This window comes from Vulcanibacillus modesticaldus, from assembly GCF_001730235.1.
Classification (GTDB): Bacteria; Bacillota; Bacilli; order Tepidibacillales; family Tepidibacillaceae; genus Vulcanibacillus; species Vulcanibacillus modesticaldus.
The window spans coordinates 1-15,745 of sequence record NZ_MIJF01000067.1; the positions used below are offsets into that span (position 1 = coordinate 1).

Genomic DNA, 15,745 nt, shown 5'->3' on the forward strand with positions numbered 1-15,745 from the left:
TTTTTCTTCAAGTCCCTTCATTCCTTCGTTTTCATAATGATGAACCCATCGACGAACCATAGAATGATCAATACCCAACTTTTTAGCCACAGTTTTGTATCCCATTCCTTCATTCTTATACATATCCACTGCTTTCTTTTTGAATGCTACATCATATGTGTTTCGAATTTTACCCATAGAAAAATCCCCTCCATAATAGACAGACTAATGGTTTTTCTTTTTTCTGTCTACTATAAGGGGATCATATCACAAAGGGTAGCCTTTTTGTATATTTACTAAATATATTTCATAGAAATAGTAGGAAAAAAGGAGTGTGGTAGGTGGTCTATAATGATAATTACTTTAAAAAGGTTGCTTGAATGGATTATATTGTTTATCTTTTTTTTTCTTTTAGTTGTGCTCTTTTATAAAATGATATTTTTCTTTAATAATTGGCTAACTCCGTTTGATAAATATAAAGAACCAAAAGGAAGGGCAATTAAAGTAATTGATATGAGTAATGAATATGGGATGGTAAGTAGTCAAGATTTTATTCAACGTTTAAAAATTTACTACCTATTGGGTGAATAATTTTTGTTTTTAGAAGGAATTGTAAAACTCAATGTTGAAGTATAAAAAAACCTATAATCTTTTAAGGAGTCTTTAGGATGGAAAAATTAATCGACCAATTTATCCATTACCTAATGGTAGAAAAAGGGTTAGCTCAAAACACGATAGAATCTTATCGTCGTGACTTAATTTCTTACCGTTTATTCTTGAAGAAAATTGGTAATATTCCTATCCAAGAAACAAATCGTTCCCATATCATTGCCTATTTATTAGAATTAAAGAATAAGGGTAGAGCAACCTCAACCGTATCAAGAAACCTAGCAGCTATTAGGGCATTTTATCAATATTTATTAAGGGATCGTTATATTATAAAGGATCCATCACAAAATTTAGAATCACCTAAGATTGATAAACGCTTACCAAAAGTTTTGTCGATCGAACAGGTTGACAACTTGTTAAAGATGCCTGATACTAACACCATTGCGGGATTAAGGGATAAGGCAATGTTAGAATTGTTATATGCCACTGGAATTCGAGTTTCAGAATTAGTATCATTAAATATTGAAGATGTGAATTTAAATATGGGCTTCATTAAGTGTATAGGTAAAGGGTCAAAAGAAAGAATCGTCCCTTTAGGCGAATTGGCGATAAGTAGTATCGGCAGATATCTAGATTATGGAAGGGTTAAATTGGTGTCGAATCGAACCGACAGTGCTCTTTTCTTAAATCAGCATGGGAAACGCTTGACTAGGCAAGGTTTTTGGAAGATACTGAAGAAGTACGTTAAAATGGCATCTATAGATGTGGATATTACACCTCATACATTGCGGCATTCATTTGCAACACATCTTTTAGAAAATGGAGCAGATCTAAGATCCGTACAGGAAATGTTAGGCCATGCCGATATATCCACTACACAAATATATACTCACCTAACTAAAGCAAGATTAAAAGAAGTATACTCTAAAACCCATCCTAGAGCATAAAATTTTATATGATAGAAAAATTAAATACATAGACAAAAAAATTTCTTTTTTTTTCAAAAAGATGTCTGACATCAGTCAACAGATAAGTTATAATACTATTATGATGATTGTCCAACATAATATAAAATAGATATCTAATATTTAAGGAATAATAAAAAAATAAAATATCCTAGGAGGTACATATTATGAAATTCAACAAAATAGCGTTAATCGTATTAGATAGTCTAGGGATAGGCGCTTTACCTGACGCTAATGAATATGGCGACCAGGGTACAAATACTTTCGCTCATATAGCAGAGAAAATGAATGGGCTTAACATCCCTAATATGGGAAAATTAGGTGTTGGGAATATTCATCCAATAGCTGGGGTTACAAAGCAAGAAACTCCGATTGGTGCTTTTGGAAAAATGGGCGAGTTATCTGTTGGTAAAGATACAATGACAGGACATTGGGAAATGATGGGCTTAAAAATTGATACTCCATTTAAAACGTATCCAGATGGTTTTCCTGAGTCATTGATTAAAAATTTTGAAGAAAGAATTGGCAGAAAAGTTATTGGGAACAAACCTGCTTCAGGTACTGAAATAATAAATGAATTAGGAGAAGAACATGTGAAAACAGGTGCTGTTATTGTTTACACATCTGCTGATAGTGTGTTTCAAATTGCAGCACATGAGGAAATTGTACCTTTAGAAGAACTATATAAAATTTGTGAAGTTGCTAGAGAATTAACATTGAGTGATGAATATTTAGTTGGACGCGTTATTGCAAGACCATTTATTGGTGAACCAGGTTCTTTCCAAAGAACACCAAATAGAAAAGACTATTCCGTAAAACCTCCTTCAAGAACCGTAATGAACAATTTAGTAGATAAGGGATTCGATTCTATCTCAGTTGGTAAAATAGCAGATATCTATGCTAATGAAGGAATTACTAAGGCGGTAAAATCAAAATCCAATATGGATGGAGTAGATAAGCTAATTGCGGAATTAAAGACGGATTTTAAAGGTTTAATTTTTACCAATTTAGTTGATTTTGATATGTTGTATGGACACCGTCGTGATCCAATTGGCTATGGTAAGGCAATTGAAGAGTTTGACACTCGTCTTCCTGAGATCATGGATGCTCTAGGTGAGGATGGTCTATTGATTATCACTGCTGACCATGGTAACGATCCTACCCATGGAGGTACCGATCATACTAGGGAATATGTGCCTTTATTGGTTTACAGTAAATCACTTACTGGTGGAGTAGACCTTGGTATTAGGAAATCTTTTGCAGATATAGGAGCTACTATTTCAGATAACTTTGGAATTCAACTACCAGAATACGGTGAAAGCTTTTTAGAGCAATTAAAATAAGGGGGATAAAATATGTTAAGAGACAAAATCAATGAAACAGCAGAATATATCAAAGCAAAAATCAATATTACTCCTGAAATCGGTTTAATTCTTGGTTCAGGATTAGGCGTATTAGCAGATGAAATTGAGGATGCTATAAAAATTTCTTATCATGATATACCACATTTCCCTGTTTCAACAGTTGAAGGACATAAGGGTCAATTGGTAATTGGCCGTCTATCCGGGAAAAATGTTATTGCGATGCAAGGAAGATTTCATTATTACGAAGGATATTCATTAAAAGAAGTTACTTTCCCAGTAAGAGTTATGAAGGCTTTAGGTGTAGAAAAGCTAATTGTAACTAATGCTGCAGGTGGAGTTAATACTTCCTTTGAGCCTGGTGACTTAATGATAATCACTGACCATATTAACTTCATGTTTGATAATCCATTAATGGGACCAAATGATAATGAATTAGGCGTTAGATTCCCAGATATGTCTGAAGTATATTCTCAAAAATTAATTGAAATTGCTAAGAACTCTGCAAAAGATTTAGATATCGAGATTAAGGAAGGAGTTTATACTGCATTTACTGGTCCATCTTATGAAACTCCTGCTGAAATCAAAATGATTAGAACAATTGGTGGAGATGCTGTTGGTATGTCAACGGTTCCAGAAGCTATGGTTGCTAGACATTCCTCTATGGATGTTTTAGGTATTTCTTGTATTACTAATATGGCGGCTGGAATTTTACCACAACCTCTTTCTCATGATGAGGTAATTGAAACAACTAACCTTGTTCAAGCTAAATTTTTATCATTAGTTAGAGAGATAGTAAGTAATTTATAAGGGGGAAACACAAATGGAAAATAAAATGCAAAAGATTAATGAAGCTAAGGATTACATATTATCAAAGATAACTGAAATTCCTGAAATCGGTTTGATCTTAGGTTCAGGTTTAGGAGAAATGGCTGAATTAATAGAAAATCCTGTAATTATTGAATACAAGGATATCCCTAATTTTCCTGTTTCAACAGTTGAAGGACATAAGGGACAACTGGTTATTGGAACATTAGAGGGTAAAAAGGTAATGGCTATGCAAGGTCGTTTCCACTATTATGAAGGCTATTCCATGAGTGAAGTAACATTTCCAGTTTATGTTATGAAGGCTATTGGTATAAAAATGCTACTAGTAACCAATGCTTGTGGAGGTATGAATAAAGCATTTTCAGCTGGAGACTTAATGATTATTACAGATCATATTAATTTTATGGGTACAAATCCTTTGATTGGACCAAATCTACCAGAGTTTGGACCACGTTTCCCAGATATGTCCCAAGCATACGATCAAGAATTTATCAGTCTTGCTGAAAAGGTGGCTAATGACCAAGGGTTAAAAATTCAAAAAGGTGTTTATGCAGCAATAAGTGGACCAAATTATCAAACACCTTCAGAATTAAAAATGTTAGCAAAAATTGGTGGCGATACTGTTGGTATGTCAACCGTTCCAGAAGTTATTATAGCTAGACATGCAGGAATGAGAGTATTAGGTATTTCTCTAATAACTGACATGGCGATTGGTGAAGAGTTAGAACCATTAACCCACGAACAAGTTGTAGCTGTAGCTGAACAAAGTAAACCAAAATTCATTAAATTAGTAAGAGGTGTACTAAAAGAGGTGATCCTATAATGAGAATGGTAGATCTAATTCACAAGAAACGTGAAGGTCAAGAATTAACTACTGAAGAGATTAATTTTATTATTGACGGATACAGTCGTGGTGCGATACCTGACTATCAATTATCTGCATTTACAATGGCTGTTTTTTATCAGGGAATGACCGAAAGAGAAACTGCTGATTTAACTCTTGCTATGGTTGAGTCCGGAGAGCAAATTGATCTTTCTAAGATCGAAGGTATTAAAGTAGATAAGCATAGTACTGGTGGAGTAGGAGACACTACGACATTAGTGTTAGGTCCATTGGTGGCAACCGCTGGAGTACCAGTTGCAAAGATGTCTGGACGTGGTTTAGGTCATACTGGTGGAACAATTGACAAACTAGAATCAATTGAAGGTTTTCACGTTGAACTAAATAATCAAGAGTTTATCGATCAGGTGAATAAAGTTAAGCTTTCTGTTATCGGTCAAACAGCAAACTTGACTCCAGCAGATAAAAAGTTATACGCACTTAGAGATGTTACCGCGACAGTTGATTCTATCCCATTGATCGCTAGTTCAATTATGAGTAAAAAGATCGCAGCTGGTGCTGATGCTATTGTTTTAGACGTAAAGACTGGCGACGGAGCTTTTATGAAGACCACCGAAAAGTCCTTTGAACTAGCTAAAGCAATGGTTGATATCGGCACCTTAACTAAGAGAAACACTGTTGCTGTTGTAAGTGACATGGACCAACCACTAGGATTTGCTGTTGGTAATGCACTAGAAGTAAAAGAAGCAATTGAAACTTTAAAAGGTAATGGACCAAAAGACCTAGAGGAATTATGCTTAGTCTTAGGTTCTCATATGCTTGTATTAGGAGAAAAAGCTAAGACTGTTGAAGAGGCTTATCAAATTCTTGAAGATATTATCCATTCTGGTAAAGCCATTGAAACTTTAAAAGAGTTTGTTAAGGCTCAAGGTGGTAACCCAGACGTAATCGATAATCCAGATTTATTACCTCAAGCTGAAGCATTAATTGATGTTATTGCTGAAGAAGAAGGATTCGTTCATAAAATCCATGCGGAAGAAATTGGAATCAGCGCTATGATGCTTGGTGCCGGAAGGGAAACTAAGGAATCAGAAATAGATTTAGCAGTTGGAATAAAGTTAAACAAAAAAGTGGGAGACCGTGTGGATAAAGGTGATGTTATTGCAACACTATATGTAAATAACCCTAAAAATGTTGAAGAAGTTAAGCGAAAAGTATTAGCTGCTTACACAATTGGTTCAGAAAAACTAGCTGAACGACCATTAATTTTTGGTATCGTGACTAAAGATGGAATTCAAAAAAATTAATAATCAAGACCTAAAAGATGGCATTTTAGCCATCTTTTATTTTTTTGGAATATTTCACCTTAATTTGAGAACAATAAGAACTAACGAAGATATGTACAAATAAGCAAAGGAAGGGAATTTGCCTATGTTGAGAAAAAGGATAATATATTTATTTATTGGTATATTTATATCTTATATGGTTGTTCTTCCTAGTGTTTATGCTGAGGAAGTAGATCTGGCGACTAATGCCAAATCGGCAATTTTGATTGACCAAGATACAGGTACGATACTATTTGAAAAAAATAGTCATCAACCTCTCCCTCCTGCAAGTCTCACTAAAATTATGACTATGTTATTAGTAATGGAAGCTATCGATAGTGGTAAGATTACCCTTGATGATAAAGTGAGAGTAAGTGAGTACGCTGCTTCAATGGGTGGTTCTCAAATCTTTTTGGAAGCGGGCGAAGAGATGTCGGTAAGGGACTTGTTAAAAGGAGTAGCTGTGGCTTCTGGAAATGATGCTTCTGTTGCTTTGGCCGAATATATAGCTGGATCTGAGGAAGCCTTTGTTGCTAAAATGAATGAGAAAGCAAAAGAATTAGGATTGAAAAACACTCATTTTATGAATTCTAATGGTTTACCTGTTAAAAATCACTATACTTCTGCTTATGATATTGCTGTGATATCAAGAGAATTATTGAAGTATGAGCAAATCACAAGATATACGGGTATCTATCAGGATTATTTGAGAAAAAATACTAAAAATCCTTTTTGGTTAGTCAATACAAATCGTTTAGTTAGATTTTATAAGGGAGTTGATGGATTAAAGACAGGTTATACTACAGAAGCAAAATTTTGTTTAGCCGCAACGGCAAAAAGGGGTAAATTTAGGGTTATCGCTGTAGTTATGGGTGCCCCTAGTACAAAGATTAGAAATAAAGAAGTTTCAAGATTATTAGATTATGCATTTAGTCAGTACAAGAATGAAGTTATCTACGAAAAAAATCAGCCTGTAATTAATGCAAAGGTTAGTAAAGGTAAAAAAGATTATGTATCTCTGATAACACCATATCAAATTAGTGTACTTATGAAAAAAGAGGAAAAATTAACCAATTATGAAAAAGTAATAATTGTCGATGAAAATATTATAGCGCCAATTGAGAAGGGAGAAGTATTAGGTAAATTACAGACGATAAAAGATGGAAAAGTAGTTCAAACTTTCCCATTAATTGCTGAAGAAAATATTAATAAAGCCAGTCTGTGGGATATGATCAAGAAAACTACAAAAAGCCAACTTCTGCTTAGTAAAAATAGTGAATAAGTGACATTTTTCGACATCGAGATTCCGCAAAACAGTTCGGATTCTCGATTTTTTTGTTCTTTTGTCGACTAGCAGGAACTAGAAATCAAAAAGAAGAAATAGAATAAAAACATCTGATTGCTCAAAATCAAGATTTTTTTTAACTGATTATTATGGGAAGAAGGAGTGAATCAAATGAATTTTAATATTACTTTAGAAATGGTAAGAAATACCTTAATCGTAAGGTTAGAAGGGGAATTGGACCACCATACTTCAGAAATGGTTCGTGAAAAGATTGATAAGGAATTAGCAAAAGGGATCGTAAAAAATTTATTATTTAACTTAGAGCATTTAACTTTTATGGATAGTTCAGGTCTTGGGATGTTGTTGGGGCGATATAAGAAAATCCGTCAATCTGAAGGTAAAATGTCAATCTGTTGTCTACAACCTAGCGTATACAAGATATTTGAACTTTCTGGTATCTTTAAGATTTTAAGTGTATTTGAAAATGAGTCAGAAGCCATCGAAGCATTGGAGGTGGCTTAATTGGGTGCTAATTTTATGAAATTACAATTTGCTGCAAAATCCGAAAATGAATCTTTTGCAAGGGTAGCTGTAGCATCGTTCATCTCTCAACTGGACCCAACTCTAGAAGAAATTAATGATATAAAAACTGTTGTATCAGAAGCAGTTACTAATTCGATAATTCATGGATATGAAGAAGATGAAAAGGGTATTGTTACAATTTACGTATCATATGATGGTGAGATGGTTGAATTAACGATTGAAGATAATGGAAAGGGGATTGAAGATGTAGAGTCTGCTCTTCAGCCTTTATACACTACTAAACCGGAGCTTGAGAGGTCTGGAATGGGCTTCACGATCATGGAAAATCTAATGGATGACATGGAAGTTGAATCAAAAATTGGAGAGGGTACGAAAGTAGTACTTAGAAAAAGATTTGCTATAAATAACACTGTAAATTAGGGGTGATAAAATGGAATTTGATATCAATAATAACCATCATCCCTATTTAAGTGATCGGGAGATTAAAGAACTCATCATTAAGAGTCAAAATGGTGATGAACAAGCCAGAGAAAAAATCGTTAATAGCAATATACGGTTGATTTGGTCGGTGGTACAACGCTTCTTAAATCGGGGTTATGAAGCTGACGATTTATTTCAAATAGGTGCTATTGGACTATTGAAAGCAGTTGATAAGTTTGACATGTCCTTTGACGTTCGATTTTCCACTTACGCAGTTCCAATGATTATTGGGGAAATTCAACGTTTTATTAGAGATGATGGAACAGTGAAGGTTAGTCGTTCCTTAAAAGAAACAGCAAATAAAGTTCGAAAAGCAAAGGATGAAATATCAAAAACTTTAGGCAGAATGCCAACTGTGAAGGAAATTGCCGATAAATTGGAAATTTCACCCGAGGAAGTTATCTTTGCCCAAGAAGCAAGTAGAGCTCCAGCATCTATTCATGAAACGGTCTTTGAAAATGATGGTGATCCGATTACCCTAATGGATCAAATATCAGATGAATCTCAAAATAAGTGGTTTGATAATATTGCCTTACGGGAGGCGATCTCTAAACTAAATGAAAGGGAAAGATTAATTGTATATTTAAGATATTTCAAAGATCAAACTCAATCTGAGGTAGCCAAGAGATTGGGAATATCACAAGTGCAGGTATCGAGATTAGAAAAAAAAATTCTATCAAATATCAAAAGCCAATTGGAGTGAACCCATTGGTTTTTTTTTGACAACAATTTGAATGGCCTTCTTAATGTTGACTCATAATAAGTTAAGAAACAACATGGAGGGGATTTTTTGTGGGTAATTCTGTATACCTTCGTTTACGGAATCGACATTATGTAAGGTTTAATGAACAGATAACTTTAAGTAATATAGCTCAAATCATCGCCCCTGAAAGTTACGAAACAAGAATAAAAAATTTAGTCGTTTATCAAGTAACAGAAGAAGATCAACATTTAATCGTTATTGATTTGATGCGAATTATAAACATCATTAAAAAAGAATTTCCTGAATTGGAGGTAAGAGGTTTAGGTAAACCAGAAATCATCGTTGAAATATTGACTTCGAGTATGACTAAAAAGCCGAATATTTATGCAGTAGTTTTTGTCTGGATTTTACTTTTTATTGGCTCAGGATTGGCAATATTAAATTTTCATCATGACGTTAGTATGGTAGAAGTTCATAGGAGAATCTATTACTTAATTACAGGAGTAGAAAAAGCTAAACCGTTAATCCTACAAATTCCATACTCCATCGGGATAGGAATTGGGATGATTTTATTCTTCAATCATGTATTTAAGAAAAAGATAAATGAAGAGCCGAGCCCTTTAGAAGTAGAGATGTTTTTATATCAACAAAATTTAGACCAATATGTTGTCTTAAATGAAAATAAAGAAAATAGGAAGCGACAATAATTATGATATGGCAAAGTATATTGTTAGTAATCGTCGGACTAGCTGGGGGGTTTGTCGTTGGAAGTGGTTTCGTTGCCTTCATAACTGTTTTAGATATTGTTCCCCGCTTAACTCAACTAATTAAAGGGTTTAAGTATATAAGTTGGTTTCAAAGGGCTCTTATATATGGAGCTGTTACGTTTACATGGTTAGACTTTAGAGGAATAGTACTTAATTTACCATCTCTTTTCAGTTTAATATTCGGAGCTTTTGCTGGTATGTTTGTAGGTATGTTGGCTGCAGCATTGACTGAGGTTTTGAATGTTTTACCAATATTCGCAAAACGCTTAAATATGGCTAATGCCATATTATTTCTTTTAATGGCAATGGTACTGGGGAAGGTCACAGGTTCACTTTTTCATTTATTAGTTTATATCGATAAGTAGTTTGGAGGAATATTATGCAACAGTCTACCGGTGAAACAAGAAAACAAAATGAGAAAAGAAGACAATATCAACAAATGGCAATGAAAATGAGGCCAAAGCCACCCGTATTGATAAATAGCTTTAAGGCATTCGTCGTTGGAGGTTTAATAAGCGTACTAGGTCAAGCTATTCAAAATATATATATTCGTTTTTTTGATTTTTCTAAAGAACACGCTGGAAACCCTACTGTCGCTACTTTAATTTTTATTTCAGTATTGTTAACGGGATTAGGGGTTTATGATAAGATTGGTCAGTTTGCAGGAGCTGGATCTGCCGTCCCCGTTACAGGTTTTGCAAATTCCATAGCTTCTGCTGCAATTGAACATCGTTCAGAGGGACTAGTTTTAGGAGTAGGCGGAAATATGTTTAAGTTGGCAGGTTCTGTTATCGTTTTTGGTGTTGTAGCCGCCTTCATTATCGCTTTGATCAAGACATTGATTAAAATGGTCTAAGCCCAATTACAAATAGATTGATCACCTTTTTTTGAGGGAGGTAACGTGGTGAAAACGCAATTAGGCAGAAGTACTTGGGAATTTTCTAAAGTTAGAATTTTGTCTAGTGCAGTGGCAGTTGGACCGCTAGAAGGACAAGGACCATTAGCCAATGATTTTGATATTATTCATGAAGATTTATATATAGGACAAGATACTTGGGAGAAAGCCGAACGAAAATTATTTGAAGAAGCTTTGGATTTAAGCATCAAAAAAGCAGGGTTAACTAAAGACCAAATTAACTTAATGATTGCTGGTGATTTGTTAAATCAAATAATTTCAGCTTCGTTTACTGCAACATATTCCCAAATACCATATTTAGGTGTATATGGTGCTTGTTCTACATCAATGGAGGCATTGGCATTGTCGGCTGCGCTTATTGAAGGAGATTTTGCTGATTATATCGTTTCTGGTTGTAGTAGTCATAATTCTACTGCTGAAAAACAGTATCGTTACCCAACAGAGTACGGAGGTCAAAAACCACCCTATGCACAATGGACAGTTACCGGCTCAGGAGTGGCAATCGTGGGTAAAGGATTGGTAGGCCCCAGGGTTAAATATGCTACGATCGGAAAGATAGTTGATATGGGATTAAAAGATCCATTTGATATGGGATCGGCGATGGCTCCTGCAGCTGTAGATACTATTGTACAACATTTTAAAGATACCGGAAGAAACCCGGAAGATTATGATTTGATTGTTACTGGCGATCTAGCTAGTGTAGGATATCCCATTGCTAAAAAGCTGTTACTTGAACAAGGATATGATATGTCAACAGTTTATAATGATTGCGGCTTAATGATCTATAGTCCCAATCAAGAAGTATTTGCTGGTGGTAGTGGTTGTGCAAGTAGTGCAGTGGTTACTTACGGACACATTATGAAAAAACTAAATCAAAAAGAATTTAATAAAGTATTGGTGGTAGCTACTGGAGCATTACTAAGTCCAATTTCTTACCAGCAAGGAGAATCAATTCCATGTATAGCTCACGCTGTGGCTATTGAAAATGAGGAGGATTAATGATGGGTTCATATTGGGCAGCTTTTTTAATTGGTGGTTTAATTAGTTTAATTGGTCAACTACTTTTGGATCTTACCAAGATGACTCCAGCTCATGTGATGAGTACTTTGGTTGTTTCGGGAGCAATTTTGGGTGGTATCGGCTTGTATGAACCGCTTATAAAATTTGCTGGTGCTGGAGCTACGGTACCAATCACCAGTTTTGGAAATGCAATAGTGCATGGTGCACTATCAGAAGCAGAACGACATGGATTGATTGGAATTATAACTGGAATATTTGAAGTTACAAGTGCTGGTATATCAGCCGCAATTATCTTTGGTTTTTTTGCGGCTGTTATCTTTAAGCCTAAAGGCTGATCAGGTGATTATTAATGGGAAGAAAAAGAAAAGTTATTTTAATAACTGATGGTGATGTGATTGCAAAAACTGTAATTGAAGAGACTGCGAAAAAAATTGGAGGAAGATGTATTTCTCTTTCAGCGGGGAACCCTACTCCTTTTAGCGGTGAAGAGATTTTGGAAATGATCAAGCAAACTCCTAAGGATCCAGTGTTAGTAATGTTTGATGATAATGGACATCGTTATAAAGGAGATGGTGAGAAAGCTTTAGAATATATTGCCAATCATCCTGACATAACCGTTTTAGGCGTATTAGCTGTAGCCTCAAATACTACTAATGTAAACGGTGTTAAAGTTGATTTTTCTATTGATCGAAATGGACGTATCACAAGAAGTGGAGTTAATAAAGATGGTGATAAGGTAGGTGGACCACTTAGAATTTACGGAGATACAGTAGATGTATTGAATCGCCTTGAAATCCCTCTGGTAATAGGTATTGGGGATATTGGTAAGATGGGTGGCAAGGATTCTATTAAAAAAGGATCGCCCATTACTTACAAAGCAATTAAATTGATTATGGAATGGGGTGAACAGCATGAAGAAAAAAATGAAGTTACAAGGAAGAAATAAAGGAGATAACAAAGATAAAGATGATGATCAGAAAAATTTTGAGCGGATAAAAATATCAAAACATTTAAAAGAGAATAAAGAGATATTGGATCCTAACCTTGGAATAAACGAAAGTTTTGATATCGTTTGTAGGGATATGAAATTTGCTAACAAAAACTTTGCATTGTACTTTGTCAATGGGTTTGCAGATTCAAATATAATGACGGAAATACTTAAAGAATTGGCAAAACTAGCAAGGGAAGAACTTGTTCCAAATACTTTAAAACAGATTTTCGAAACATATTTATCGCATATTCAAGTCGAGAAGATTTTAACCATTAATAAGGCGAAGGAAGCTATTCTCTCAGGGCAATTGGTGATGTTCATCGATTTAGAACAAGAAGCATTGGTAATTGATGTGAGAAAATATCCTAGTAGATCTCCTGAAGAACCTGATACCGAAAGGGTTGTTAGAGGCTCAAGGGATGGCTTTACAGAAACATTATTATTTAATACTGCTTTAACAAGAAGGAGAATCAGAGACGAACGCTTAAGGATGGAAATACTGCACGTTGGAGATCGTTCTAAAACGGATATTTGTATCGCCTATTTGAAAGATGTTGCCGATCCCGGTTTAGTCAAATTAATCAAGCAAAAAATAGAGCAGATAAATATTGACGGTCTGCCTATGGGTGAAAAAACTCTTGAGGAATTTCTTGTTGGAAAGTCATGGAGTCCATTTCCTTTAGTTCGATATACCGAACGACCTGACGTGGCATCGGCACATCTGCTAGAAGGACATGTGATCATATATGTGGATACGTCACCGAGTGTAATTATTACTCCTACCACTTATTTTCATCATTTACAACATGCAGAGGAATATCGTCAAACTCCTATTATTGGTACATATTTGAGATGGATGAGATTTATTGGGATTATTTCTTCGATTTTTCTTTTACCGCTTTGGCTAATTTATGTATTAGAGCCGGATTTATTACCAAAAACATTTGATTTTATTGGTCCCAAAAAAACTTCTGAGATTCCGATTTTTTATCAATTTATTATTGGGGAGTTAGGTTTAGATGTAATGAGAATGGCGGCCATACATACTCCGTCACCTTTAGCGACTGCAATGGGCTTAATTGCTGCAGTACTGATTGGAGAAATAGCAATTGAAGTTGGTTGGTTTGTTCCAGAGGTTATCTTATATTTATCAGTTGCAGTATTGGGTATGTATGCGACACCAAGTTATGAATTGGGACTTGCCAATAAGATTGCAAGAATGTTTTTGCTTTTTGCTACCTATTTCTTTAAAATACCAGGTTTTGTGTTTGGAGTAACGATTTTGTTGATTTTACTTACTTCTACTCGTTCTTTGAATACGCCTTATTTGTGGCCATTTATTCCCTTTAATTTCCATGCTTTCATGGCTATCTTATTGAGAAAACCTGTACCTTTTATGAATAAACGTCCTAGTATTGTCCATCCCCAAAATCAAGAAAGACAATAATTAGGTGTTAAAGCGAAAATAGTTGAAAAAAATTGCTTTATATGTTATATTCGCATAATAATTTAATCTAATAAATATACCTCATCATTTTTATTGGTGAGGTAGAGGCGCAAAAGTCATTAGTATCATTTTTGAGAATGGCAACAATGAAAAAATGAGAAAGGGGCTTTTGCCGAAGTAGGGGTTATTGCCAAAGTATCCTCTGCTGGGCCGATATTGAATAAGTATCGGACTGTCACTAGTGAAGACTAGTGGAGCGCTATCTCAAGAGAGTGATTACTCACTGTCTTGTCCAATAAAAAGGAGGTAATGATGTGTATTTATCTGGAACAAAACGAATTAATGAAAAAAATCATTTGGAAATTGGAGGGGTAGACACAACCGATTTGGTAAAGCATTTTGGTACCCCTCTATATGTTTTAGATGAGTTTGAGATTAGAAATAAAATGAGAGAATTCATTAATACTTTTAAATCATTTGGTATTCCCTTTCAGGTTGCTTATGCAAGCAAAGCTTTATGTACTATGGCAATTTGCTATTTAGTTGAAGATGAAGGTCTTTCACTAGATGTTGTTTCCGGAGGAGAACTATTTACGGCTATTGAAGCTGGTTTTCCTACTAATAGAATTCATTTCCATGGAAACAACAAATCTGTTGCTGAGATTACAATGGCAATCGAGGCGGAAATTGGTGCATTTATTGTTGATAATTTATATGAAATAGAACTGATAGAATCTATTGCAGAGAATAAACAAAAAAGGGTTAATGCTTTAATTAGGGTTACACCGGGGATTGAAGCTCATACCCATGAATATATACAAACAGGTCAAGAAGATTCAAAGTTTGGTTTCAACTTAGTGGACGCAGCATATAACGCTGCTAAATTGGTCCATCAATCTAAATGGATCAACCTTTTAGGATTTCATTTCCATATTGGTTCTCAAATCTTTGATATGAAAGGTTTTGAAAAAGCGATCGAGAGAATGGCTGGGTTTTACAGATTTATCCATGATGAATTAGATGTGGAACTTCCAATAATTAATGCAGGTGGAGGATTTGGAATTCACTATGTTGAGGAAGACGAACCATTATCTATAAGGGAGTACGTGGTTTCTTTGGTTGAGTCTTTTAAATATCATTTTTACAAACAAGGGTTGAAACTTCCAGAAATTTGGATTGAACCTGGACGTAGTATAATTGGTGAAGCTGGAACTACATTGTATACTATCGGTTCGAGCAAAAATATCCCTAATATTAGGAAATACATTGCCGTTGATGGCGGGATGATGGATAATCCTAGAACAGCCTTATACCAAGCGAAATATGATGCTGCAATCGCTAATCGGATGATTTATGACCAAAGTGAAGTAGTTTCCGTTGCAGGTAAGGCTTGTGAAAGCGGTGATATGCTAATTTGGGACATCGAACTAAATAGTCCAGTAGCAGGTGATATATTAGCGGTTTTTTCCACCGGTGCTTATAATTATTCTATGGCTAGTAATTATAATCGAATTCCACGTCCAGCAATGGTTTTAGTTAACGAGGGGGAAGCTGAACTTATTGTTAGGAGAGAAACTTATTCTGACATAATCCAGTTCGATGTTGTTCCAGAACGTCTGAAGAAAAATAAAGTAAAAATACTAGGCTGAAAATCTGAAACTATAAAGTAATATAGATTAAGGTAG

At 34.8% G+C, this 15,745-nt stretch carries 19 protein-coding genes and 1 riboswitch; of the genes, 18 read left to right on the plus strand and 1 reads right to left on the minus strand.

Annotated features, from left to right (window positions below; genetic code table 11):
- Window positions 1–177: helix-turn-helix domain-containing protein (locus BHF71_RS12540; protein ID WP_141705384.1), on the minus strand; the 177-nt coding region annotated here is incomplete at its 3' end.
- A gap of 153 nt (window positions 178–330) precedes the next feature.
- Here BHF71_RS12540 and BHF71_RS09710 point away from each other — a divergent pair.
- The 18 genes from BHF71_RS09710 (at window position 331) to lysA (ending at window position 15,709) form a co-directional block, all read left to right on the plus strand.
- Window positions 331–570 carry a DUF4227 family protein gene (locus tag BHF71_RS09710; protein ID WP_069657443.1) on the plus strand — a complete coding sequence of 80 codons (240 nt, stop codon included), beginning with the start codon at window positions 331–333 and terminating at the stop codon, window positions 568–570.
- A gap of 77 nt (window positions 571–647) precedes the next feature.
- On the plus strand, window positions 648–1,535 hold the full coding sequence (gene xerD, locus BHF71_RS09715) for a site-specific tyrosine recombinase XerD (protein ID WP_069657444.1): 888 nt from the start codon (window positions 648–650) through the stop codon (window positions 1,533–1,535).
- A 185-nt stretch (window positions 1,536–1,720) separates the two neighbouring features.
- A complete protein-coding gene (gene deoB, locus BHF71_RS09720) occupies window positions 1,721–2,896 on the plus strand; it encodes a phosphopentomutase (RefSeq protein ID WP_069657445.1) in 1,176 nt (391 codons plus the stop codon).
- A gap of 12 nt (window positions 2,897–2,908) precedes the next feature.
- On the plus strand, window positions 2,909–3,724 hold the full coding sequence (locus BHF71_RS09725; RefSeq protein WP_069657446.1) for a purine-nucleoside phosphorylase: 816 nt from the start codon (window positions 2,909–2,911) through the stop codon (window positions 3,722–3,724).
- Window positions 3,725–3,737: 13 nt separating this feature from the next.
- On the plus strand, window positions 3,738–4,565 hold the full coding sequence (locus tag BHF71_RS09730) for a purine-nucleoside phosphorylase (RefSeq protein WP_069657447.1): 828 nt from the start codon (window positions 3,738–3,740) through the stop codon (window positions 4,563–4,565).
- Window positions 4,565–5,890, plus strand: coding sequence for a pyrimidine-nucleoside phosphorylase (locus BHF71_RS09735; protein ID WP_069657448.1), 1,326 nt, complete (start codon window positions 4,565–4,567; stop codon window positions 5,888–5,890). The genes BHF71_RS09730 and BHF71_RS09735 overlap by 1 nt, the downstream gene beginning before the upstream one ends.
- A gap of 124 nt (window positions 5,891–6,014) precedes the next feature.
- Window positions 6,015–7,190: a D-alanyl-D-alanine carboxypeptidase family protein gene (locus BHF71_RS09740; RefSeq protein ID WP_069657449.1), complete on the plus strand. Its 1,176-nt coding sequence runs from the start codon at window positions 6,015–6,017 to the stop codon at window positions 7,188–7,190.
- Window positions 7,191–7,364: 174 nt separating this feature from the next.
- The gene (spoIIAA, locus tag BHF71_RS09745) at window positions 7,365–7,715 is read left to right on the plus strand and encodes an anti-sigma F factor antagonist (RefSeq protein ID WP_069657450.1); all 351 of its coding nucleotides are present in this window, start codon (window positions 7,365–7,367) and stop codon (window positions 7,713–7,715) included.
- 15 nt (window positions 7,716–7,730) lie between these two features.
- Complete coding sequence (gene spoIIAB / locus BHF71_RS09750) at window positions 7,731–8,156, plus strand: anti-sigma F factor (protein ID WP_069657514.1); 426 nt, start codon at window positions 7,731–7,733, stop codon at window positions 8,154–8,156.
- Between the two features lie 10 nt (window positions 8,157–8,166).
- Window positions 8,167–8,919 carry an RNA polymerase sporulation sigma factor SigF gene (gene sigF / locus BHF71_RS09755; RefSeq protein WP_069657451.1) on the plus strand — a complete coding sequence of 251 codons (753 nt, stop codon included), beginning with the start codon at window positions 8,167–8,169 and terminating at the stop codon, window positions 8,917–8,919.
- Window positions 8,920–9,008: 89 nt separating this feature from the next.
- Window positions 9,009–9,626 carry a stage V sporulation protein AA gene (locus tag BHF71_RS09760; RefSeq protein ID WP_069657452.1) on the plus strand — a complete coding sequence of 206 codons (618 nt, stop codon included), beginning with the start codon at window positions 9,009–9,011 and terminating at the stop codon, window positions 9,624–9,626.
- On the plus strand, window positions 9,626–10,051 hold the full coding sequence (locus BHF71_RS09765) for a stage V sporulation protein AB (RefSeq protein ID WP_069657453.1): 426 nt from the start codon (window positions 9,626–9,628) through the stop codon (window positions 10,049–10,051). The genes BHF71_RS09760 and BHF71_RS09765 overlap by 1 nt, the downstream gene beginning before the upstream one ends.
- 14 nt (window positions 10,052–10,065) lie before the next feature.
- On the plus strand, window positions 10,066–10,542 hold the full coding sequence (gene spoVAC, locus BHF71_RS09770; protein WP_069657454.1) for a stage V sporulation protein AC: 477 nt from the start codon (window positions 10,066–10,068) through the stop codon (window positions 10,540–10,542).
- Window positions 10,543–10,590: 48 nt separating this feature from the next.
- The gene (spoVAD, locus tag BHF71_RS09775; protein ID WP_245683855.1) at window positions 10,591–11,601 is read left to right on the plus strand and encodes a stage V sporulation protein AD; all 1,011 of its coding nucleotides are present in this window, start codon (window positions 10,591–10,593) and stop codon (window positions 11,599–11,601) included.
- A 2-nt stretch (window positions 11,602–11,603) separates the two neighbouring features.
- Window positions 11,604–11,957 (plus strand): stage V sporulation protein AE, encoded by a 354-nt coding sequence (gene spoVAE / locus BHF71_RS09780; RefSeq protein ID WP_069657456.1) that lies wholly within the window; start codon window positions 11,604–11,606, stop codon window positions 11,955–11,957.
- Between the two features lie 14 nt (window positions 11,958–11,971).
- The gene (gene spoVAEA, locus BHF71_RS09785; RefSeq protein WP_069657457.1) at window positions 11,972–12,568 is read left to right on the plus strand and encodes a stage V sporulation protein SpoVABEA; all 597 of its coding nucleotides are present in this window, start codon (window positions 11,972–11,974) and stop codon (window positions 12,566–12,568) included.
- The gene (locus BHF71_RS09790; protein WP_245683857.1) at window positions 12,534–14,060 is read left to right on the plus strand and encodes a spore germination protein; all 1,527 of its coding nucleotides are present in this window, start codon (window positions 12,534–12,536) and stop codon (window positions 14,058–14,060) included. The genes spoVAEA and BHF71_RS09790 overlap by 35 nt, the downstream gene beginning before the upstream one ends.
- Window positions 14,061–14,154: 94 nt before the next feature.
- Window positions 14,155–14,330, plus strand: a riboswitch (Lysine riboswitch).
- A gap of 44 nt (window positions 14,331–14,374) precedes the next feature.
- Window positions 14,375–15,709 (plus strand): diaminopimelate decarboxylase, encoded by a 1,335-nt coding sequence (lysA, locus tag BHF71_RS09795; protein ID WP_069657458.1) that lies wholly within the window; start codon window positions 14,375–14,377, stop codon window positions 15,707–15,709.
- Window positions 15,710–15,745: the final 36 nt, after the last annotated feature.

Bases quoted from the DNA above. Each gene is read 5' to 3' on its own strand.
- BHF71_RS09710 (WP_069657443.1), top strand. From the start codon at position 331: ATGATAATTACTTTAAAAAGGTTGCTTGAATGGATTATATTGTTTATC.
- sigF (WP_069657451.1), top strand. From the start codon at position 8,167: ATGGAATTTGATATCAATAATAACCATCATCCCTATTTAAGTGATCGG.
- spoIIAB (WP_069657514.1), top strand. From the start codon at position 7,731: ATGAAATTACAATTTGCTGCAAAATCCGAAAATGAATCTTTTGCAAGG.
- xerD (WP_069657444.1), top strand. From the start codon at position 648: ATGGAAAAATTAATCGACCAATTTATCCATTACCTAATGGTAGAAAAA.
- BHF71_RS09740 (WP_069657449.1), top strand. From the start codon at position 6,015: ATGTTGAGAAAAAGGATAATATATTTATTTATTGGTATATTTATATCT.
- BHF71_RS09735 (WP_069657448.1), top strand. From the start codon at position 4,565: ATGAGAATGGTAGATCTAATTCACAAGAAACGTGAAGGTCAAGAATTA.
- spoIIAA (WP_069657450.1), top strand. From the start codon at position 7,365: ATGAATTTTAATATTACTTTAGAAATGGTAAGAAATACCTTAATCGTA.
- spoVAE (WP_069657456.1), top strand. From the start codon at position 11,604: ATGGGTTCATATTGGGCAGCTTTTTTAATTGGTGGTTTAATTAGTTTA.
- spoVAC (WP_069657454.1), top strand. From the start codon at position 10,066: ATGCAACAGTCTACCGGTGAAACAAGAAAACAAAATGAGAAAAGAAGA.
- BHF71_RS09730 (WP_069657447.1), top strand. From the start codon at position 3,738: ATGGAAAATAAAATGCAAAAGATTAATGAAGCTAAGGATTACATATTA.
- BHF71_RS09725 (WP_069657446.1), top strand. From the start codon at position 2,909: ATGTTAAGAGACAAAATCAATGAAACAGCAGAATATATCAAAGCAAAA.
- deoB (WP_069657445.1), top strand. From the start codon at position 1,721: ATGAAATTCAACAAAATAGCGTTAATCGTATTAGATAGTCTAGGGATA.
- spoVAEA (WP_069657457.1), top strand. From the start codon at position 11,972: ATGGGAAGAAAAAGAAAAGTTATTTTAATAACTGATGGTGATGTGATT.
- BHF71_RS09790 (WP_245683857.1), top strand. From the start codon at position 12,534: ATGAAGAAAAAAATGAAGTTACAAGGAAGAAATAAAGGAGATAACAAA.